This window comes from Duganella hordei, from assembly GCF_040369125.1.
Classification (GTDB): domain Bacteria; phylum Pseudomonadota; class Gammaproteobacteria; order Burkholderiales; family Burkholderiaceae_D; genus Rugamonas; species Rugamonas hordei.
The window spans coordinates 213206-233596 of the sequence record NZ_BPWI01000007.1 but is presented as its reverse complement, the minus strand read 5'-3'; the positions used below and the strand labels follow the sequence as shown (position 1 = coordinate 233596).

Here is a 20391-nt window from a genome sequence, read left to right as displayed (position 1 = left end):
AGGTGTCAGTTCATCTGCGTCACAAGTTTTGTCACCAGATAACCGTCAAACGACTCGCTGCCGCCTTCGCTGCCGTAGCCGCTGTCCTTGATGCCGCCGAACGGCAGTTCCGACGGTCCCGCGCCGAAATGATTGATGTTGACCATGCCCGCTTGCAAGCCGGTGGCAAGCAGGTGGGCACTGCGCGAAGACTCCGTGAAGGCGTAGGAAGACAGGCCGAACGGCAGGCTGTTGGCCTGCGCGATCGCCTGCTCCAGCTCGTCAAAGCGCACGATGCCCGCGATCGGCCCGAACGGCTCGTCGGTCATCAGGCGGCTGCCGGCATCCGGCTCGAGCACCACCGTGGGTGCGAAGTAGTTGCCGCGTTCGCCGATACGCCCTCCCCCGCAGGCGATTTCCGCGCCGCGCGCGCGCGCATCGTCGACGAAGGCCTGCATCTCCGTCACGCGCCGTTCGTGGGCCAGCGGGCCCATGGTGGTGGCAGGGTCGATGCCGGGACCGACCCGGATCTCGCCGGTACGCTCGAGAAAGCGCGCAACGAAGCGCTCGTAGACCGAGCGGTGAACGAAGAAACGTGTCGGCGAGACGCAGACTTGTCCCGCGTTGCGAAACTTGTACGGTACCAGCAGATCGGCCGCCCGGTCCACGTCGGCGTCCTGGCAGACGATCACGGGCGCATGGCCGCCGAGCTCCATGGTCATGCGCTTCATGTTCAGGCCGGCCAGCGCGGCCAACTGCTTACCTACCGGCACCGAGCCGGTAAATGAAATCTTGCGAACGATGGGCGACTCGATCAGATAGCGCGACACTTCATGCGGTACGCCCCAGATGATGTTCAGGCAACCGGCCGGCAGCCCCGCATCGTGGAACAATTGCGCCAGCGCCATGACCGCGCTGGGCGACTCTTCCGGCCCCTTCAGAATGATGGTGCAGCCGCTCGCCAGGGCGGCGGCCACCTTTTTCATCGCCTGATTGAAGGGGAAATTCCATGGCGAAAACGCGGCGCACACGCCGATCGGCTCGCGCAGCACCATCTGCCGGACGTTCGGTGTGCGTGCAGGCACCACCCGCCCGTAGATGCGGCGCCCCTCTTCCGCGTGCCATTCCGCCACCTCGGCGCTGGCGGCCACCTCGCCGATCGCTTGCGCCAGCGGTTTCCCCTGGTCGAGCGTGATCTGGCGTCCGATCTGATCGGCCCTTTCGCGGGTCAGCGCGGCGACGCGCCGCAAGATCTCGGAACGCCGCAACGGCGACTCCAGACGCCAGCCGGCGAACGCGCGCTCCGCGGACGCGAGCGCGCAGTCGAGATCGGCCTGCGTGGCGTGTGGCAGGGTACCGAGGACTTCGCCGCTGGCCGGGTCGAACACCGGCTGCGTGCGCCGGCCGTCGTCGCCGATGAAGGCGCCGTCGATGTAAAGGCTCAACTTGTCGTAACGTTCGCTCATGCCATCCTCCCGGCGGTGCCAAGCTGCGTCGGCGTGAGCGCATGCCTGAGCAGCTGGTTTTCCTGCTTGAGCAAAAGATGGCGCACTTTCCCGCGGAACTCCTTGAAGCCGGCGTCGGCCAGCAGGCCGGCCCGGCGGCGCGAGCGCTCGTCCAGCGTATCGAACGGCCACAGATAGACCAGTTGATTGAGATCGCCGAACTCACGGGTGAAACAGCCGATCGCCGGTCCGAGGTGACCTTCCTGGATCGCGCGGCCGCACTCTTCGTAGAGCCGCAGATATTCGGCTACGCCGCCAGGGACGAGGGAATAGACGCGTTGTTCGATGTACATGATGTATCCTTGGTTGGGGCCGCGAAGCGACGGAATTCCTGCGTAACGGACGCCATGCCGTCCTGACTCGTGTGCGCCGCGATATACCGGTCCGGACGCAACACGACAATCGCACCCGGGTTCGCCTCGAACCAGTTGGCGAGATGGTTGTCGACGTCCTCGACGCAGGCGCTGCCGTGGGTGGAGTCCACCCGGCTTTCGCGCGATTGCCCGCTGCGCGAACGCGCCACGTGGATGAAGCTGGCGCCCAGCGTGTGCCAGAACTCCCGGTCGGCCGGGCTCAACGCTGCTTGAGGATCGACCTGCCAGCCGATGACAGCAAACCAGGGGCCAAGCGCGTCATCGAGCTTGCGCCGGCGGCCGGCGGCATCCTCCACGTCGGGTTGTATGAACATGCGCCCTACCATCGGGTACCCGTCCGAAGGCACCACCACGCCCTTCCGATAGATGGGCATCGGCTTGAAGCGCATCTGCAGCACATAGTTCCTTATGCCGGGAAAGAAGCGCATCGAGCTGAAGAACAGATCGCGGACCCACGCCTTGAGGCGGTTGGTCGGCATCAGCAGGGCGCCGAAGGTGTCGGCCAGATCGACCATGGCTTTCGCGTGGTCATGGCGTTCGCTGTCGTAGGTCTGCAGCACGTCCGGGCGCAGCGTGCCGCGCACGATGCCGGCCAGTTTCCAGGCCAGGTTGCCGGCGTCGCGCAAGCCGGCGTTCATGCCCTGCCCGATCCAGGGCTGGCTCAAATGCGCGGCATCGCCGATCAGCGCGACGCGGCCGATCACGAGCCGTTCCGCGACGCGCGAATGGTGGAGATAAGTGCGCGCATTGACGATCTCGACGGCGTCCGGATCGCGCACGTACGGCGCGATCAGGCGCCGCAGCGTGGCCGGCTGAATCATCACGTCGGGATTCTCGCCGGGAAAGAGCATGAACTCCCAGCGCCGGAAATTGTAGGGCAGGTAAATGCACACGTTCGGACGTCTCGGGTCGCAATTGAGCGCCGTGTACGGCGCGTCGACCGGCGCGTTCCTGACGTCCATGACCACCCATTTCCGCGGCAGGGTTTTGCCGACCAGGGCGACACCGAGCTTCTCCCGCATGGTGCTGCGTCCGCCATCCGCCGCGACGCAATAATCGGCCTGCATCGTGTACTCGACGCCATCCTCGCGACGGATCTTCAACCTTACCCCGCCGGCGTCCTGGTCCACTTCAACCACCTCTTCGCCCAGCCGCAGCTGCACCTGCGGGTAGCGTTCCAGGCCGTGTCGCAGCGTACGTTCCGCCATTTGCTGCATGAAGATGTTGCGGCGCCACCAGCCGAACTCACGGGTCGATGGCCGGATATCGGCAAAACAGGTGCCCTTGGCGTCGAACATGCGCATCGGCACATTCTGAATGACGTCCGCGGCGATCGCGTCGGCCAGTCCGGCCGCCTGGAAAATACGCAACGCTTCGTCATCCATGCCGACCGCGCGCGGGTAGGGAAGAATTTCCTTGCTGCGTTCGATGAGCACGGTATCGATGCCGTAGACGCCCAGCAGATTCGCCAGGGTCACGCCATTCGGCCCCGCGCCGACGATGACAACCGCGTGACGCGATGGTTCAGGATGGTTCATGTTCTCAGTCCATCAAGGAAGGGATGCAGGGCCGACATGAATGCCGGCAGATTGTCATCGTGCACATAGTGACTCGCCCCCGGAATATCGACGCAGCTGATCAGAGGATTGCGATCCGTCATCGCCCGGGCGGTTTGCGCGGACAGGAAATCGGAATTTTCCCCTCGCAGCACCAGCGTCGGCGCGCGCACCGCTTCCACGTGCGGCCACAGGTCAACGAGCTGCTCCGCCGTCGCGTTCAGCCGCGCCGATGCGATGCCTTGCGCATCGTGCTTCCAGACGATGGCGCCGTCGGCCGACTCATGAAGCGAGAACCTGACGCGCGAGAGCACAGCCTCTTCGGATATATTCGGCCGCTGACGGCGCCAGAAGGCCGTGGCGGCGTCCCAGCTGGCAAAGCTCGAGGGCGTCGCCAGCAACTCCCGTTTGATTCGGGCGGCGCCGTCCGATCCCAGGGATGCGCCCGGCCCCATGTCCTCGATCACCATGCCCATCACGTTATCGGGATGGCGCGCCGCGTAGATGAATGCATTCGCGCCGCCCATCGAATGGCCAATCAGCACGAAGCGTCCCAGACCCAGTTGGCGTACCAGCGCCTCGATATCCCCCACATAGGCTTGCGCGAAATAATTGTGCCCGGGATCCCAGTCGCTCTCCCCTCTTCCGCGCTGGTCCAGCGCGATAACGCGCCACCGATCGGCCAGCGGCAGCGCCACCGGCTCCCACGTGTGGGCGTAGCTGCGCAAGCCGTGCAGCATGATGATGACAGGGGCGTCAGGCCGGCCCCATTCCACGTAGCGCAGGCGCAGATTGTCATGGTGCACCCATCCTTCGGTTGTAGTCATGATGGTGTCCATTGTTTTCCCTCTAGACCAGGCCGTCTTCGCCTTTGGCTTCGCTCTTCTGGATGCCGCCCAGCCGCGCATGCAGGCGGCCGCGGGTGGCGAACGCCCAGGCGACGATGACTTCATCGCGATTCGGCGCGTCGGCAAATTGCACGGTCACCGTGTCGTAGTGCGAGCGCACGTACAGCGCATCCTTGTAGGCCAGCGGAATATCCAGGGTGGTTCCCGGCACGCCGCGCTTGCCGCTCGATGGCACCCATGCCTTGCCGCCGCCAATTGCCTCGCGAATCGGATTGGCGGCCGGGTTGGTCAGCAGCGCGTTGCCGTGCTCGTATTCCCCATCGATGCCCACCAGGATCGCTTTGCCGTAACTCTCGACCGGTGTATCGCCAACGATTTCCTTGATGCGCCGGCCGAACTCCTTGCCCAACTCGGGCGAGGCCTCGATCCACCCGGACAGGTCCTGCACGTATTGGCCGGCGTACGGGTTGGCAATGGCCGCCGCGATGACGATCTTGCGCAGAGGCTCGCCATCGGCCAGTTGGCCGGATTCGTTGGCGAGCGTGTCGTCGATCTGGGTGTACCATTTGCGGATGTGAAAACTGTGGAAATTCGAAGTTCTGGTCATGGCATTGCCTTCATTAATAAGCGTTGAATATCAGTCGTACAGCGGTTCGAATGCGATCGGATCGCTGGCGGCGTTATAGTCCTTCAACAGGCGCCGCCCTTCCTCGTCATCCACGGCGGTCTCGCAGAAGAACTCCAGCCGGTTTCCGTCCGGGTCCGTAAAGTAGACGCCGATGCCGATCTTGTGATCGGTGATCTTGACAATCGGCACCTTGCGCAGCAGCAGCATCCCGTACAGGCGGCGCAGCTCGGTCAGATCGCCGTCGATCTCCAGCCCGTAGTGCTGCAGGCCGATCGTGCCCATCTCGGCGTCGTTGCTCGCCTTCAGGAGGGCGATGTCGTGGTGCTTCTGTCCGAACGACATGAAGACCCAGTTCGGGCTGCGGGCGGCTTCCTTCATCCCCAGCACTTCGGCGTACCAGCGGGACGAGGCGTCCGGGTCGCGCACGAACAAGGCAAGATGGGTGCGCTTGATGCGCGGCACCGGCAGCGGCGGCGGTTGTGCAATGTGAGATATGTTCATGTCTGCATCTCCGTCAATGAGTGGATTGGGCATGCGCGACCAGCGGCGCCGTGAACGGCGTCCAGGTGACGGCGGTGATTTCGCTGAACTCACGCCATTCCTTCTGCCAGCTCACGCCACCGTCGTTCGATCGGAACAGCCTGCCGTACTTGGTGCCGGCAAACAGCAACGTGGGATCGGCGGCATGCGTCCCGAGTGCCCAGAACGTCGAATTGGGCGTCTCCGCCAGTTCGGATTGCACCCATGTTTGCGCGCCATCGTCGGAACGGTACAAACGGCTCACATGTCCCGGCGTGCCGTCGCCCATGGCGAGTACCAGGGAGTTGTCCGCCCCGGCCGGCGCCATCACGGTGCGCGTGTAGTACAGACCGTCGAACTGCTGGCTTGAGAGCTTGCCGGACCAGGTCTGGCCGTCGTCGGTGCTGCGATAGATCGCGTTGACGGTCAGGACCAGGGTGGTCTTCTTGTCAGTCAATGTCCTGGGCAGGATGGTGATCGCGTGAATGTCCGAATTGCGTATCGTGCCGCCAGGGCTATCGACGCGCGTCCAGCTCTGGCCGCCATCGGCGCTGCGCCACGCCCCGCCCTCTTCGACACCAAACCAGACCTGGCGGCTGTCGTCCGGGTCGACGCAGATGGTCAGCATGCGCGGGCGATTCACACCGGAGCAAAACTCGGGAATCTCGGGCGGCAGGCGCAGCCAGGTTTCGCCGGCATCGACCGACTTGAAGATGGCCGAACGCGAAGGCGCGCCCGTGCCGGCATAGACCACGGCAGGATCATTGGGATCAACGGCGATCGACCAGACGGTCATGCCATTGATCGGACTGTCCACGCGGCGCCAGTGCGCGCCGCCGTCGTCGCTGATGCAAAAACCGCAATCGGCGCCGGCGTAGATCCGCTCGGGACGGCTGGGATCAACCGCGAGGGCGCGCACGACGCCGTCAAATTCAATGGGTTCGGTCAGGCCGAGACGATGCCAGGTGGCGCCGGCATCGTTGCTGCGCAAGATACCCTGGCCAGCTGTGGCGACAAGTATGGTCGACATATTGAATACCTTCCTTATAAGAAAATGCCGCGGGTGAGTCCGCCATCGGCACCGATCGACTCGCCCGTGATGCAGGCTGCGCGCGGTGAAGCCAGGAAGGCGACAATCGAGCCCATCTCTTCGACTTGCAGCACGCGGCGGATCGGCGTGGCCTTGGCGTAGTTGGCTTCCACTTGCGCCGCGGTCAGCCCTTGTTTGGCCGCCTCTTTTTCATACAGCTCGTGGATGTGGGGCGTTTCAACCACGCCTGGATGAATGATGTTGACCGTGATGCCGTCCGGGCCAAGCTGATCCGACAAGGTCTTGGTCATGTGGACGATGGCGATGTTGCGCATACCGGAAAGCTGTTTGCTGCCGCGTCCGGTGAGGCCGCCGATGTTGACGATGCGGCCCCATTGTTTGCGCTGCATGTAAGGGGCGGCCGCCTTGCAGCAGCGGAAATAGCCGACCACCTTGATGTTGATGTCCTGCAGCAGCCCTTCAGGATCGGCCTCGGAGAGTTCCGAGCGCACCAGGCCGCCCGGGTGGGCCGCGCCGTTGACCAGAATGTCGAGGCTGCCAAAGGCTGCGACGGTCTTGGCCATCGCGGCCTCGATCGACGCCATGTCCGTGGTATCGACCACCACCGGCAGGACGCGGCCGCCCTGGTCGCCGAGCGCGGCCCGGATTTCCGCCGCGGCCTCTTCCAATTGCGGCATGCGGCGCGCGGCGATCGCCACATCGACGCCTTCGCGCGCCAGTTCCAGCGCGACCGCCTTGCCGATGCCCATGCTGCCGCCCGTGATAAAGGCGACTTTTCCGTTCAGTTCGAGGTTCATAGTTGTGCTTTCAATCGTGACTAAATAATTAGGGCAGGCACATCTCGATGAGATAGGGGCTGCCGTCGTTGATGTCCGCTGCAATGGCCAGCGCGTCGCGCAGTTGAGCGACGGTTGCAACGCGTTGGGCGGCGACGCCGTAACCCTTGGCCAGCGCCAGCCAGTCGAACGCCGGATCGTCCAGCACGGTCAGGCGTTGCGCCTGGGGGCCGATTTCCGCCAGGTCCATGCGGTCGAGTTCGGTCTGCAAAATGCCATAGCGCTTGTTCGACGTGATCAGCATGACCACCGGCAAACGCTCGCGCGCCATGGTCCACAAGGACTGGATCGTGTATTGCGCGCTGCCGTCCGACTGCAGGGCATACACGCGGCGATCCGGGCAGGCGATCGCCGCGCCCAGCGCGACCGGCAAGCCCTGGCCGATGGCGCCGCCGGTATTGGTGAGCAAGGTGTGTCGTTTGGCGGCGGCCGAGGCGGTGACAAAGGGATAGCCGCAGGTCCCGCCCTCGATTGAAACGATGGCGTTGTCGGGCAGCGCATTCGACAGCGTGCGGCCGACGGCCGCCGGCGTCAGCGGGCCATCTTCAAGCGCGTAGCGGCTGGAGGCGACACCGGCAATGGTGCGCGGCGCGTCGAGCAAGTCGGCCAGCGCCTCGAGCGCCAGGTGCCCCGCCTCGCCGGGCGCCGCCAGTGTGATGAGAGCGTCCCGGGGAGCGAGCTCGCTGGGCAGTCCTTCGTAGCCGAAGTACGCCACTGGCGCGATCGCGCCGGCCAGGATGACGGTGGCGCCATCGAGCGCGGCAATGGCCACTTCCGGGAAATACGGCAGGCGGTCGATATCGGGCAGACCGCCGCCCCGCTCGCTGCGGGCCGGAAAGGTCTCGCTGAAGAGACGGGCGCCGGTCGCCGCCGCGATGCGGCCGGCGGCGATCTGGCCCCGGGCGTTCAACGCGTCCGCGCCGCCGAGCAGGAGCACTGCCTTGCCGCCGCCACGGAGCGTGCGATGGGCCTGCGCCACCAGATCGGCAGAGAACGTGGGCTCGGGACGGGAAACCGGGGCGCGCGTCGTCTGCGCGGGCGCCGCGATTTGCTGGAAATCGACCGGCACAACCAGCGTCGACACCAGGCCAGGACTGGCGTGCGCCGCGCCGATGGCGTCGACCGTATCTTGCTGCAGGTCGGGGGCCGACGCCACGCTGCGGTACCAGCCTGAAACGGGCCGCGCCAGCGATTCGATATCCGAAGTCAGCGGCGCATCGTACTGCAGATGCCAACTCGCATGATCGCCGATGATATTGACGATCGGCGTGCGCGCCCGACGGGCGTTGTGCAGATTGGCCAGGCCGTTGGCCAGGCCCGGGCCGAGGTGCAGCAGCGTGGCCGCCGGCTTGCCCGCCATGCGGCCGTAGCCGTCGGCGGCGCCGGTGCACACGCCCTCAAACAGTCCGAGCACGGCCCGGACGCCGACGCCTTCATCGTCGAATGCGGCAACGAACGGCATTTCCGTTGTTCCCGGGTTGGCGAAACATACATCGACGCCCGCCATGCTGCAGGCACGAAGTACGACTGATGCGCCGGTCGGCGCTGGATTGGGTGTTGGAGTGTTCATGTTTTAAAGAGTAATCCCACAATACGGGACTGTCAATCGATATTTCCGACCATTTTTGTTTTGAAATTCCATGATCCAGCGCAAGGAACGTGCGCCAGCTGGGATGAAATTGTTGTATTTGCGCTTAAAACGCCATTTCATTTCAATAATCCCGCCCCCAAGCGTGGTTTTCTCTCGAAAAGCATGTGACATCGAGTCCCGCAATGTGGTACTTTAAAATCATTCATGCAATGGACGATATTTGCTCTACATCAAGTCGAATGGGCGTACGATGGACTAAGCATCCCGTTGATTGCAGGCATGAAATTCGCTTGGATAGGCGGACGGCCGCAACGTCGATTGCCCGCTGCAGGACACCCACTTTGTGAACAGACCGGTGAGGACGCTATGAACGCAACAATGGATCGCTTCCGGGACGTGCATCTCCACGCCGCCTCCGTAAACGAGTGGAATCAGACCTACAACCAGATAACACCGGGGTGCCTGCAGAGTTCACTGGTGCAGATTTCTACCGGCCACCTCCATGTTTTTCGCGAATACATGAATCAGCGTGTGGTCCAGCACGGCCAGGCGCCGCGCGGAAAATTGTGTTTCGCCGTCCCCACCGCCATGCCCGGAACCGCCCGCATGCAGGGGCGCAAGGCGTCCGACAACAGTGTCTTCGTGCTCCAAAGTGGTGAAGAATTCATGTTCCACATGCCGATGGACACGGACATGCTGGCCATCACGCTTGAATATGAGGTATTCGAGAACTTATTGTCCGCGTCGATGTCGCCCAGCAGCCTGGATGCGCTGCTGAAGCAGCCCGTGATCGAGGTCCCCGAGGATAGGCTCAACGAGGTCCGAACCAAGTTGCTCGCACTGTTCTCGCACGCGGCGGCCAATCCGCACCTGATCGGGACACCCGCGGCGGAAAAGATGCTTGAGCACTCGATCATCAGCGCCCTGCTGGACCTGATCAATGACCCGGAGTGCGACAAGAACCAACGCCTGAGCAGTTCCACGCAAAGCTTTATCGTTGACAAGTGCCACCACATTGCGATGTCGAGCGGCGACATGCCGGTCACTATTCTCGATCTCTGCGAACGGCTGCATACCAGCCCGCGGACGATCCAGAACAGCTTCAACGCGGTGACCCAGACCTCGCCGCTCGACTACCTGCGCTCCATCAGACTGAACGCGGTGCGCAGGCTGCTGGTGTCAACCAGCGCGATCGAGCTAGGCATCGGACAGGCCGCCGCGAACTGGGGCTTCTTCCACCTGAGCCACTTCGCGACCTGCTACAAGGGTTTGTTTGGCGAGCTGCCGTCGCAAACGCCGCGCGCGCGCGCCGCCATCCAGTCCTCTTTGTAAGGCTGCAAACCGCCGCTCAACCATGCGGCGCAGCAGCGGGCATGGTCGAACGGCGGGCACTCAGAGCGCAGCCAGCCCTTCGCCGAAGACGTCCAGCGCCTTGAACAGCAGGGAGCGCGGTATCGTGAGAGACGGCATGACACGCATCACATTGGTGTAACGGCCGCACGGCACCATCAGCACGCCGTGGCTCAGGACGTAGCCCATCAACTTACCCAGTTTCTCGCCGCTCAGCGGCTCCTTGGTGACCTTGTCTTCCACCAGCTCGATACCGATCATCAGGCCGCGGCCGCGCACTTCGCCCACGTACGGGCTGTTGAAGGCGCGGATATGCTGTTGTACTTCCAGGCCCAGCGTATGCGCGCGGTTGAGCAGATCCAGCTCGGGATCTTGCAGCAGGCTGATGTTGGTCAGGGCCACCGCCGCCGCCACCGAGTTGGCCGCGAACGTGTTGGGCACCGAGCCGTCGGGGATCTTGGCCGCCAGATCCGAGCGCATCGCCAGGCCGGCCATCGGGACGTCGCCGCCCATGCCCTTGCCGAAGGTCAGCATGTCAGGCTTCACGCCCGAATGTTCCACCGCCCACATCTTGCCGGTACGGCCGGCGCCCGATTGCACTTCGTCCACGATCAGCAGCGCGCCGCTGCGGTCGCAGGCCTTGCGCAGCAGGCGCAGGAATTCCGGCGACGGCGGCACGTAACCGCCTTCGCCCTGCACCGGCTCGACGATCACGGCGGCCACGTCATCGGCCGCCGTGTACGGAGTGTTCAGCAGATAGTCGATATACTCGCCGGCGATCGTCTCGGCGCTCTTGTGGGTGGTGTCGAACGGGAAGCGGTAGGCGTAGGGATAGGGAGCATGGATCACGCCGCCCATGAACGGACCGTAGCCCTTGCGGTAGGCGGTGCCGGTGGTCAGCGCGTTCGAGGCGTTCCACACGCCATGGTAGGCGCCGTGGAAGGCGATGATCTGGTGCCGGCCGGTGACGCGCTTGGCGAACTTGACGGCCGCTTCCAGCGCATCGCTGCCGCTTTGCGTGAAGAAGGTGATGCAGTCGCCACGCAGGCCATCGGGCATGATTTCGGAGATCTTGGCGGCCAGTTCGGTGCGCTTGGAGCTGTTCACCTCCATCGCGTGCATCAGCACTTCCGACTGCGCGCGCATGGCCGCCACCACCTTCGGGTGGCAACGGCCAACGCTGCTCACGCCCACGCCGGCCGACAGGTCGATGAAGGTATTGCCGTCCGGGTCCTTGATCGTCACGCCGAAGGCTCGGTCCATGACCACCGGCATGCGACCGCCGCCACGTGCCATCGATTCCGTGCGGGCGGACAATGCGAGCGCCGCTACCGCCTTGGGGCCGGGGAATTCGGCGGATATCATTTTCGGAGCATCTGGGAAATTCAGAGCTTCCAGTTCAATTTCAGTCATAAACGTACCTCGTCTGGGAATATATTCGGCGAATTGCTCGGTGCGCAGCGAACCCTGATCGGCAAGCATGATCAAAGTTTGTTTTGCACATGCCAATAGTGATTCAGATCCCGTCTGGCGCGTTAGCCCGAATCGGCAATGTGGGCGTGATCGCGAGGTCGACGCGTCCCAATTTTGCGATCAGCTCCGCATTCGAGCGCACGCCCATCTTGGTGTAGATGTTCTGGATATGGGTGCGCAGCGTGGGCAGGGAAATGGCAAGGTGCTTGCAAAGGACCTTGTTGCTGACCCCGGTGGCGGCGATCTCGACCACATCGATCTCCCTGGGGGTCAGGCGATACTCGGCCGACAGGCTGGCGCGATTGTGCACGCGGCTGGGCACGTAGATCGCGCCCAGGGCATATTCGACAAACGGCTGCACCTGGCGCAGGAGCGCGATTTCACCGGCCGTGAATGGCTGATCCGCACGCTTTCTCACCAGCGTCAGTACCGCGACTATCCGGTCTTTTTGCCTGAGAAAGATATCGCAATTATGGAAATAGCCGTTCGGCTGGTAAAACCCCTTGAAAATCCCGGTTTCGCGCCACGCGGCGTCTTCCATGATCGTCGAGTTGGAAATGACGACGGTCCCGGTCTCCTCGAACCGGGACGGATGCATGGGATCGAGCGCCCAGAATGTTCTCGCATAGTCGTCGACCATTTGATCGAGCTGGCCGTCCGACGCGGTGTCCTGCTTGAGCTGCGCCCACGGGACGTAGATATAGAATCGGGTGCCGTCGGCCGGCAGCAGCCCGCTCACGAGAGCGAGCAACTCCCGTTTGAACTCGTCCGAAACATGCGAAATATCCATGAAGCCGCGTCCCTATCCTGGTTCGACCGGGCACAGTATGCACCGCCGTCGGCCGGCTCGTCCCTAATACTGGCTTTCCGGCAAGCGGACGGTCATGCCATCCATGTCGTTGGTCAACGTAATCTGGCAGGACAATCGACAGTTGGGCTTGTCGCCCGCAGCCGATTCCAGCATGGCATGTTCCATGTCGCTGGCGCGATTCAGGGTTGCCGCCCATTGCTCATCGACATAGCACATACAGGTCGCGCACGAACAAAAGCCGCCGCATTCCGCGACCACCCCGGCAATGCCATTGTCGACGGCCGCTTGCATCAGCGTGCTTCCAACCGCCGCCTCCGCCACGCGCACCTGATCGAGATGGTCAACGAAATTTACTTTAATCATGGCTTGGGAGACTCCAGGTTGAGAAGGTGACTGGGATTGAAAACTTGTTCTGATGCGATCATTTTTTTGCCCTGCATGAATTCCTTGGGTTGATTCACGCAATCGAGCGCGATGAGTTTGCCGGCCGCCAAATAGTAGACCGAGAAACTCCGGCCGGTCCTGTGATCGCCGCGCACCACTACTTGATCATGCCCCTGCGATAGTCCCGCCATCTGCAGCTTCACATCGTACTGGTCCGACCAGAACCAAGGCTGCGCCTGGTACGCCACCGGTTTTCCACACAACGTGGCGGCGGCGCATGCGGCCTGCCCCATCGCGTTGGGCACCGATTGCAGATGAATCATGCGTCCATATTTCACGCCGAAAAACTCGGTGCAGTCGCCGGCGGCCACAATGCGCGGGTCGCTGGTTTGGGCGAACTCATCGACCACGATGCCGTGGTTGGTCGTCAATCCGGCGGCCGCGGCCAGGTCGGTATGCGGGGTCACGCCGATGCCGACGATGACCAGGTCGGCGCGCAAGGTCTCCCCGCCTTCGCACACCACCGCTTCCACGTCGCGCTGGCCGAGCAGCGCATTGACGGTTCGGTTGCACAGAATCGTGACGCCCTCTTCGGCGTGTAGGCGTTCGTAGAAACCGGCGACGTCTGCGGTGGTGACGCGCTGCAGCAAGCGCGGCATCGCTTCGAGGACCGTCACCTGCATGCCCAGCTTGCTCAATACCGCGGCCGTTTCCAGGCCTATGTAGCCGCCGCCGATGATGACGGCGTTCCGCTTCGCGCCGGACGCGATGTGGGCCTTGATGCGTTCGAGGTCGGCGACGGTATGCAGATGAAACACGCCATCCAGGTCACTGCCGGGGACGCGAAGCCGGCGCACCTGCGCGCCCAGCGTCAGCGCCAGGTCGGTGTAGCGCAGCACCTCCCCGTTGGCCAGATGGACTTGCCGTGATTGGCGCTCGATGCGTTCGGCGCGCACTCCCAGCTTCAATTGAATGTCGGCCGTTTCATATGCCTGCGCGCTTTTGATCAGCAGTTGGTCGAAGCCCAGTTCGCCCGCCAGGTATCCCTTCGACAGCGGCGGCCGCTGATAGGGCGGGACGCTCTCCTGCGACACCATGGTGATCGCGCCCCGCCACCCTTGCTGCCGCAAGCTCGTGGCCAACTGGGCGCCGGCATGCCCGCCGCCCAGGATGATGCAGTGTTGTTTGTCCATGGCGGTCACCGGGCGGGGAGGAATCTGGCCGGCTGGCGTTTGATGCCGTGGATGTGATTGCTGCGCAGGCGGTCGACCGGGCCGGCGAGCTCGATAGCGGCGACGCGCTTTGCCATTTCCTCGAGCAAAATGCGCACCTGTAACTTGGCCACATGCGTCCCCAGGCAGAAGTGGGGGCCGCCTTTTCCAAAGGCCATGTGCTGGTTGGGCGTACGGTCGATGCGGAAGCGATGGGGCTGGTCGAAATGCGCGTCGTCGCGATTGCCGGACGCGAAATACATCGCCACCTTGTCGCCGGCGGCGATGTGGGCGCCGGACAGTTCGATATCGCGCACGGCGACCCGGCGCACGAAGTGGACCGAGCTGGCCCAGCGGAAGATCTCGTCGGCGGCCACGCGCGAGTCGATCCCGCCGTTTCTGAAATGTGCCCACTGGTCCGGAAAGTCCGCCAGGGCCTTGATGCCGTGGGAGATCGAGTGGCGCGTGGTTTCGTTCCCCGCCACCAGCAGCATCAGGAAGTAGTTGCAGAACTCATCATCCGTCAACTGTCGTCCGTCGTACGTGCCGTTGGCCAGCCGCGTCACGATGTCCGGCGCCGCATGCGCGCGCCGCGCCTCTGCCAGTTCGCGCCCGAGTTCAAACGCGGCCAGCGAAGCGGGATGGCCGAACGGCAGCAGGCGCCGTTTTTCAGGAGGGTACGCGGCGGCGGCGGGATCGACGAAGTCAGGATCGTCGGAGCCGATCAGCAAGTCGCTCCAGCGTATCATGTCGTCGCGGCGCTCCTCCGGCACGCCCAACAGCCGGCACAGGGTGAATATGGGTAATTGTTTGGCCAATTCGCCCACCACATCGACCTCGGGCGAGTTCACGACTTCATCGACAAGCTGCTCCGCCGTCGCGCGCACGGAGGCTTCCAGGGCGGCGACCGCCTTGGGCATGAAGCCGGGCGCGGCGATCATCCGCATCTGCGGGTGTTGCGGAGGATCCATTTCCAATAGCGTTCGGCGGGCATCGTTCTGCTCGGCGTCAAAATCGTCGAGACTGATCACGCCATTGCGCGATGAAAACACTTCGACATTGCCTGACACGGCGACGATGTCGTCATAGCGCGTCACGGCCCAGAAGCCCTTGTGTCCGTCGGTCCGCTCGTTCCAGGCGACCGGCGCCTCCCGGCGCAAGCGCGAGAATTCTTCGGTGGGAACGGCTTGGTGCCAGATACCTGCATCGGAAAGGTCGATCCGCGTCAGCGGACGGGTAGAAACTGTTGCGGGCACGGCGGCACCTCGTAGTGAGCGGTGTTTAAGGAAGGCGATGATCCAGCTTGCAGCCAAAGGACCGTCGATCTCGCCCTGGAGACTGCGCACCGCCTGGTCGGTCAGTGCATCGCCTTGCTGGGCGCGCTGGGTCTCGTAGATGTCACGCGCCAACTTGGTCGTCATCTCGGGATGCGCCTGTACCGTCAAGACGTTGTCGCCTATGGTGCTGATGCCGATCGGACAAAATGCGTTACCGGCCAGCACCCGGCTTCCCGGCGCCGGAGCGGTCACCTGATCCTGATGCAGCGCGATGAGTCTGAACCCATCTGCCGCACGTGGCGCCCACGCCGGCGTATCCGTCAGCGCATACGTCTGGACGCCTATCCCCCAGCCATTGGCCGCTTTCTCGACAACGCCGCCAAGGGCGTCATGCAGCAGCTGGTGGCCGAAACAGATACCCACGACGGGGCGGTGCCGGACCGCCTGTACCAGGAAGCGCGCCAGCTGGTTCTGCCATGCGGGGCGCTCGGCAACGCCGCTGGGGCTGCCCGTGATCAACCACGCATCGCATTCGTCCGCCTGCGCGGGCAGCAGCCCCTGGTGCGCCTTGTAGACCCGAAAGGTGAGCGCCGGATCCGCGCGACGCAGGAAGGGAGGAAACGGATCCGCCATTTCGCCGTGCTCGTCGAGCCAGCCGCTTTGCGTCTGGCCGCATTCGATGATGCCGATCAAGGTCATGGCCTACCCCAATTCAAAGAAACGGCGGCGCTCGTCGATCAGCGACTTGCCGGCGAATTGCTTCAGCTGGGCTTCGCGCGTGGCGCTGTAGGTTTCCACGAAGCGGGCACCCAGCCACTCCTTGACACTGCTTGAATCGCGCAGCGCGGTGATGGCCGCCTGCATGTTCTTGTGCAGCGGCGGGCCGTGGCGCGCATCCGGCAGGTAGCCGTTGCCCGTGGTTGGCGCCGTCGGCTCGAGCTCGGCCTCCATGCCGGCCAAGCCCGCCGCGATCGTCGCCGCCGCGGTCAGGTAGGGGTTGGAGTCGCCACATGGCAGGCGGTTTTCGACCCGGATCGAATTCGGACTCTGGCCGACCATCCGCAGGCAGGTCGTGCGGTTTTCGACGCCCCAGGTAAACGCCGGCGGCGCGAACGTGCCTTCGGCAAAACGCCGCCAGCTGTTGACCGTCGGGGCGAAGATCAGCATGAATTCCGGCAAATAGGTCTGCAGGCCGGCGATGAAATGGCGGAAGCGTTTTGACATCTGGTGGTCGGCGCCCTCCTCCCAGAAGCGGGCTTTGCCCTCCTTGTCCAGCAAGGAGATATGGATGTGGGTGGACTGGCTGTCGGCTTGCTCCGACCAACGGGGCATGAAGCTGATCGTCTGGCCGCGGCGCATGGCGAACGCGCGCAGGAAGTTCTTCAGCAGCACGGCCTGATCCGCGGCGGCCATCGCCGTGTTGGCCGCGATGCATGCCTCCATGAACCCGCCGCCGATTTCCTCATGCATCTTGGCCAGCTGGATATTGAGCGGCTCGCAGAAATCGGCGACGCCGTTATAGAAGTCCGACTGCGCCGTCTGGTAGATCACCAGGTCGTGGCTGGCGTGCGCGGTGGCGGTGCGCAGATTGTCGTAACCCTTTTCCTTCAACGTCTCCGCGGTTTCATTGAACAGGGTGAATTCGAGTTCAAAGCCCAGCTTGGGAAAACAATTCATGGCCGCTGCGCGCGCCAGCACGCGCCGCAGCACGCTGCGCGGGCAATAGGCCTCGGCGTCGCCGGTGAATTCCGACAGGAACAAGCCCTGGTCGGTGTCGGCCTCCCACGGAATGTCGCGGCGGCTGCTCGCATCCACCCGCAGAAAACTGTCGTGGAAGTCGCCCGTGCCATCGGTGACGCCGGGCATGGTCAGGAAGACGTCGGTTGGATCCAGCGCCAACTGTGCCGGCGACATGCCCATACCGTTGGCCAGGATGCCGGGAAGCTCGCCGGCGGCCACTTTTTGTCCACGGAGTAAGCCGTTGGTGTCCACGACCGCAACGGTCACAAAGCGTTCTGCACTGGTTTTTGTCATGACTTTATAAAAATCTCTTGGGTTGGCTTGCGCGAAGTTGGATGGTTGCGAAATGGTTTTTCGGTTCCAACGTTATCGACTGTATCGATGCCCATGACCCAAGTAAATCATCTGATCAGATGAGGCCAGCCGTTCGTCCAACGCTCACCCCCTATATGGGAGGTGACGCGGGTCCTCCCCCTCCCTAGACTGATTTTGGGCACAGGAAATACAAACGATATAAACAATATAAATAGGGGAGTCCAGATATGCATGAAAGAAAGTACGCGGCGCAACGGCTGGCAGCCGGAATCGTCCTGGCGGCATTGCCGTGGCTGACATGGGCCGCCACGCCGGCCGATCTCATCGTACGCAACGGCGCCATCTACACCATGCAAGAAAAAACGCCATGGGTCGAGTCCTTCGCGGTGCGCGACGGCCGCTTTGTCGCCAGCGGCAGCAACGCCGAAATCGCGCGCTTGGCCGGTCCGCAAACCCGCATCGTCGACGTGCGGGGCGCGATGGTCATGCCGGGCATTAACGACGCCCACATCCATCCGCTCGACGGCGGTTACGAAGATCTATTTTCCTGCAACTTCCCGCCGTCCGCCACGCTCGCGCAGGTGTTCGCGCGCGTGGCCGACTGCGCCGCCAAGGCCGAACCGGGCGACTGGGTCGTCGGGGCAGCCTGGAGCGCCAGCCTGCAGGCGGAAATCTCGTCGCCGGCCGCGCTGGCGGCGCTGGACCGGGCCAGCGCCGGCCATCCGGTGATCTTGCGCGACGACACCTTCCACAACCGCTGGGCCAACAGCGAAGCGCTGAAACGGGCCGGCATCTCCGCCGGCAGCGCCGATCCCGCCGGCGGCGTCATCGACAAGGACGCGGCCAGCGGCCTGCCTACCGGCCTGCTCAAGGAATTCCCCGCCTTCCTGGCGCTGGAACGGCAAATCCCGCCGCGCACCAGGGATCGCCAGCTGGCCGCCGCCCGCGCCGCGCTGGCCACCTTGAACGGCGTCGGCATCACCGGCGTGCAGGACGCGTACACCACGGAGGGCATGCTCGGCATCTGGAGCCAGATCGACCGCCATGAAGGCCTGAGCGTGCACATGGTGTCCACGCTGTCGTCCATGCCCGCCGCCGATCCCGCCGAGCGCACCGGCCTGGCGCTGGTGGCGGTGCGCGAGAAATATCGCGGCACCAACCTGCGGCCGGACTTCGTCAAGCTGTTCCTGGACGGCGTGCCGCCGGCCCGCACCTCCGACTTCCTGCAACCCTATCTGCCCGACGCCGAACACGGTGCGCATTTCCACGGCAAGAGCAACTACACGCTTGCGCAACTGGTGCAGCTGCTGACGCAACTGGACAAGCGCGGCATTGCGGTAAAGATGCACGCCACCGGCGACGGCTCTGTGCGCCTCGCGCTCGACGCCATCGAGGCGGTCCGCAAGCACAACGGCATGCCGGGGCAGCGCCACCAGGTCGCCCACGTCAACTCCGTCGCCGAGAGCGACATCGCGCGCTTCGCCCGGTTGAACGTGACCGCCGAAATTTCGCCGATGATCTGGTTCCCCTCCGGCCTGGGCATGGCCAGCGCCATGGCCATCGGCAAGGAGCGCGCCGATCATATGTATCCGGTCAAGAGCCTGTCGCGCTCCGGCGCGCTGGTGGCCGGCGGCTCGGACTGGCCGGTCGGCCAGGCCACGCCCAATCCCTGGGTGGGCATCGAAGGCCTGGTCACGCGCAAGAACCCGACGGACGCCATCCCGGGCGCGATGTGGCCCGAGCAGGCGGTCGACCTGGCCACGGCGCTGCGCATCTTCAGCATCAACAGCGCCGAGGCGATGGGGCTGGGCCGCCAGACCGGATCGATAGAAGCGGGCAAGTCAGCCGACTTCATCGTGCTCGACAGGAATCTGTTCAAGGTTCCCATCGAGCAGGTTCACAACGTGGAGGTCAAGCAGACCTTCTTCCACGGCCGCCAGGTTTTCCCTTCGCATGACTAAGTGCGCCCTCCCCCATACAACAGGTACTCATATGATCCAGCACAAATATTTCCCAACACAACACAAGCACGCCATCCTTTGCGCGACCCTGCTGGGCCTGGCCTGGTCCGCTGCCGCGGTCGAGGGCGGCGCGCCCATCACCCCTTTCGGCGTGTCCGACTTCAGCGCCGCCATGTTGCCGCCGCCGTCGGACGGGGCGACGGTGGGCCTGCGCGCCACGTCCTACCACGCCTCGCAATTGCGCGATGACGCGGGCAACCGCTCGCCCACCGCCATCGACCTGACCGTCAACACCCTCAGCGTAGCCGTGATCAAGACGACCAACACCACCATCCTGGGCGCCAAATACGGTTACATCGCGGTGTTGCCGGTGATGAACATGGACCTCGGCCTGGGCATTCCGACGCCGGCAGGACCGCTCAACCTGTCGGGCAAGAAGACCACGCTCGGCGACATCTGCGTCATGCCGGTGATCCTGCAATGGGCCTCGGGCGGGCTGTTCCAGACCGCCACCCTGCAGGTGCAGGCGCCGACCGGCTCCTACGAGAAGAACCGCCTGGTCAACACCGGCTCCAATCACTGGACCTATTCGCCCACCTACGCCGTCAGCTACATCGGCGCAACAGGCTTCGAGGTCTCGTCGACCGCCCAGATCAATATCAACACCAGGAACCACGCCACCAACTACCGCTCGGGCAATGAGTGGCAGCATGAGTTCGCGCTCGGCCAGCATGTCGGCGCCTACACCATCGGGCTGGGCGGATATCGCTACCAGCAGCTCAGCGACGACGATGCCGGCGGCGCCCTCGCCAACCGCGCCCGCGTCACGGCGCTGGGGCCGACGCTCAACTTCTTCGCGCCTGGATCCGGCTTGCCGACCGTCTGGCTTCATGCGTACAAGGAGTTTGGCGCCAGAAACCGTTCTCAGGGCACCCAGATCGCATTGCGGGCCGCCCTCGCGTTCTAGCGCGGCACGACAGCG

The 20391-nt window shown here is 63.9% G+C and carries 18 protein-coding genes; 3 read left to right on the top strand and 15 right to left on the bottom strand.

What is annotated here, in order from left to right; all coding sequences use genetic code 11:
- Positions 1–5: 5 nt before the first annotated feature.
- From ABWW33_RS18280 to ABWW33_RS18240, 9 genes are read right to left on the bottom strand one after another with little or no spacing between them, the layout of a single operon-like run.
- Positions 6–1445 (bottom strand): NAD-dependent succinate-semialdehyde dehydrogenase, encoded by a 1440-nt coding sequence (locus ABWW33_RS18280; RefSeq protein WP_353403125.1) that lies wholly within the window; start codon positions 1443–1445, stop codon positions 6–8.
- Entirely contained in the window at positions 1442–1777 is a 336-nt protein-coding gene (locus ABWW33_RS18275) for an NIPSNAP family protein (RefSeq protein ID WP_353403124.1), read from the bottom strand. Before ABWW33_RS18275 ends, ABWW33_RS18280 begins: the two co-directional genes overlap by 4 nt.
- Complete coding sequence (locus ABWW33_RS18270; protein ID WP_353403123.1) at positions 1732–3396, bottom strand: bifunctional 3-(3-hydroxy-phenyl)propionate/3-hydroxycinnamic acid hydroxylase; 1665 nt, start codon at positions 3394–3396, stop codon at positions 1732–1734. The genes ABWW33_RS18275 and ABWW33_RS18270 overlap by 46 nt, the downstream gene beginning before the upstream one ends.
- On the bottom strand, positions 3393–4241 hold the full coding sequence (locus ABWW33_RS18265; RefSeq protein WP_353403122.1) for an alpha/beta fold hydrolase: 849 nt from the start codon (positions 4239–4241) through the stop codon (positions 3393–3395). Before ABWW33_RS18265 ends, ABWW33_RS18270 begins: the two co-directional genes overlap by 4 nt.
- Before the next feature lie 22 nt (positions 4242–4263).
- Positions 4264–4869: an amino acid synthesis family protein gene (locus tag ABWW33_RS18260; protein ID WP_353403121.1), complete on the bottom strand. Its 606-nt coding sequence runs from the start codon at positions 4867–4869 to the stop codon at positions 4264–4266.
- A 30-nt stretch (positions 4870–4899) separates the two neighbouring features.
- Positions 4900–5391: a VOC family protein gene (locus tag ABWW33_RS18255; protein WP_353403120.1), complete on the bottom strand. Its 492-nt coding sequence runs from the start codon at positions 5389–5391 to the stop codon at positions 4900–4902.
- A 13-nt stretch (positions 5392–5404) separates the two neighbouring features.
- Positions 5405–6439: a WD40/YVTN/BNR-like repeat-containing protein gene (locus ABWW33_RS18250; RefSeq protein WP_353403119.1), complete on the bottom strand. Its 1035-nt coding sequence runs from the start codon at positions 6437–6439 to the stop codon at positions 5405–5407.
- Positions 6440–6453: 14 nt separating this feature from the next.
- A complete protein-coding gene (locus ABWW33_RS18245; protein ID WP_353403118.1) occupies positions 6454–7257 on the bottom strand; it encodes an SDR family NAD(P)-dependent oxidoreductase in 804 nt (267 codons plus the stop codon).
- A 28-nt stretch (positions 7258–7285) separates the two neighbouring features.
- Complete coding sequence (locus ABWW33_RS18240) at positions 7286–8866, bottom strand: acetolactate synthase large subunit (protein ID WP_353403117.1); 1581 nt, start codon at positions 8864–8866, stop codon at positions 7286–7288.
- A 387-nt stretch (positions 8867–9253) separates the two neighbouring features.
- Here ABWW33_RS18240 and ABWW33_RS18235 point away from each other — a divergent pair, with 387 nt between their 5' ends.
- Complete coding sequence (locus tag ABWW33_RS18235; RefSeq protein ID WP_353403116.1) at positions 9254–10219, top strand: helix-turn-helix domain-containing protein; 966 nt, start codon at positions 9254–9256, stop codon at positions 10217–10219.
- Between the two features lie 60 nt (positions 10220–10279).
- Here the strand turns inward: ABWW33_RS18235 and ABWW33_RS18230 are convergent, their stop codons facing one another.
- From ABWW33_RS18230 to ABWW33_RS18205, 6 genes are all read right to left on the bottom strand, one after another.
- The gene (locus ABWW33_RS18230; RefSeq protein ID WP_353403115.1) at positions 10280–11602 is read right to left on the bottom strand and encodes an aspartate aminotransferase family protein; all 1323 of its coding nucleotides are present in this window, start codon (positions 11600–11602) and stop codon (positions 10280–10282) included.
- A gap of 151 nt (positions 11603–11753) precedes the next feature.
- Complete coding sequence (locus ABWW33_RS18225) at positions 11754–12500, bottom strand: LuxR C-terminal-related transcriptional regulator (RefSeq protein ID WP_353403114.1); 747 nt, start codon at positions 12498–12500, stop codon at positions 11754–11756.
- Positions 12501–12563: 63 nt separating this feature from the next.
- On the bottom strand, positions 12564–12884 hold the full coding sequence (locus ABWW33_RS18220; protein WP_353403113.1) for a 2Fe-2S iron-sulfur cluster-binding protein: 321 nt from the start codon (positions 12882–12884) through the stop codon (positions 12564–12566).
- Positions 12881–14098 (bottom strand): NAD(P)/FAD-dependent oxidoreductase, encoded by a 1218-nt coding sequence (locus ABWW33_RS18215; RefSeq protein ID WP_353403112.1) that lies wholly within the window; start codon positions 14096–14098, stop codon positions 12881–12883. Before ABWW33_RS18215 ends, ABWW33_RS18220 begins: the two co-directional genes overlap by 4 nt.
- 5 nt (positions 14099–14103) lie before the next feature.
- Positions 14104–16092, bottom strand: a complete 1989-nt coding sequence (locus tag ABWW33_RS18210) for a cytochrome P450 (RefSeq protein WP_353403111.1) — start codon at positions 16090–16092, stop codon at positions 14104–14106.
- A 3-nt stretch (positions 16093–16095) separates the two neighbouring features.
- Entirely contained in the window at positions 16096–17400 is a 1305-nt protein-coding gene (locus ABWW33_RS18205; RefSeq protein WP_353403110.1) for a type I glutamate--ammonia ligase, read from the bottom strand.
- Between the two features lie 275 nt (positions 17401–17675).
- Between ABWW33_RS18205 and ABWW33_RS18200 the strand changes: the two genes are divergently transcribed.
- Both ABWW33_RS18200 and ABWW33_RS18195 read left to right on the top strand, forming a co-directional pair.
- The gene (locus ABWW33_RS18200; protein WP_353403109.1) at positions 17676–19409 is read left to right on the top strand and encodes an amidohydrolase; all 1734 of its coding nucleotides are present in this window, start codon (positions 17676–17678) and stop codon (positions 19407–19409) included.
- 31 nt (positions 19410–19440) lie between these two features.
- Positions 19441–20376, top strand: a complete 936-nt coding sequence (locus tag ABWW33_RS18195) for a SphA family protein (RefSeq protein WP_353403108.1) — start codon at positions 19441–19443, stop codon at positions 20374–20376.
- The last annotated feature ends 15 nt before the right edge of the window (positions 20377–20391 follow it).

Bases quoted from the DNA above. Each gene is read 5' to 3' on its own strand.
- ABWW33_RS18280 (WP_353403125.1), bottom strand. From the start codon at position 1,445: ATGAGCGAACGTTACGACAAGTTGAGCCTTTACATCGACGGCGCCTTC.
- ABWW33_RS18275 (WP_353403124.1), bottom strand. From the start codon at position 1,777: ATGTACATCGAACAACGCGTCTATTCCCTCGTCCCTGGCGGCGTAGCC.
- ABWW33_RS18270 (WP_353403123.1), bottom strand. From the start codon at position 3,396: ATGAACCATCCTGAACCATCGCGTCACGCGGTTGTCATCGTCGGCGCG.
- ABWW33_RS18265 (WP_353403122.1), bottom strand. From the start codon at position 4,241: ATGACTACAACCGAAGGATGGGTGCACCATGACAATCTGCGCCTGCGC.
- ABWW33_RS18260 (WP_353403121.1), bottom strand. From the start codon at position 4,869: ATGACCAGAACTTCGAATTTCCACAGTTTTCACATCCGCAAATGGTAC.
- ABWW33_RS18255 (WP_353403120.1), bottom strand. From the start codon at position 5,391: ATGAACATATCTCACATTGCACAACCGCCGCCGCTGCCGGTGCCGCGC.
- ABWW33_RS18250 (WP_353403119.1), bottom strand. From the start codon at position 6,439: ATGTCGACCATACTTGTCGCCACAGCTGGCCAGGGTATCTTGCGCAGC.
- ABWW33_RS18245 (WP_353403118.1), bottom strand. From the start codon at position 7,257: ATGAACCTCGAACTGAACGGAAAAGTCGCCTTTATCACGGGCGGCAGC.
- ABWW33_RS18240 (WP_353403117.1), bottom strand. From the start codon at position 8,866: ATGAACACTCCAACACCCAATCCAGCGCCGACCGGCGCATCAGTCGTA.
- ABWW33_RS18235 (WP_353403116.1), top strand. From the start codon at position 9,254: ATGAACGCAACAATGGATCGCTTCCGGGACGTGCATCTCCACGCCGCC.
- ABWW33_RS18230 (WP_353403115.1), bottom strand. From the start codon at position 11,602: ATGATATCCGCCGAATTCCCCGGCCCCAAGGCGGTAGCGGCGCTCGCA.
- ABWW33_RS18225 (WP_353403114.1), bottom strand. From the start codon at position 12,500: ATGGATATTTCGCATGTTTCGGACGAGTTCAAACGGGAGTTGCTCGCT.
- ABWW33_RS18220 (WP_353403113.1), bottom strand. From the start codon at position 12,884: ATGATTAAAGTAAATTTCGTTGACCATCTCGATCAGGTGCGCGTGGCG.
- ABWW33_RS18215 (WP_353403112.1), bottom strand. From the start codon at position 14,098: ATGGACAAACAACACTGCATCATCCTGGGCGGCGGGCATGCCGGCGCC.
- ABWW33_RS18210 (WP_353403111.1), bottom strand. From the start codon at position 16,092: ATGACCTTGATCGGCATCATCGAATGCGGCCAGACGCAAAGCGGCTGG.
- ABWW33_RS18200 (WP_353403109.1), top strand. From the start codon at position 17,676: ATGCATGAAAGAAAGTACGCGGCGCAACGGCTGGCAGCCGGAATCGTC.
- ABWW33_RS18195 (WP_353403108.1), top strand. From the start codon at position 19,441: ATGATCCAGCACAAATATTTCCCAACACAACACAAGCACGCCATCCTT.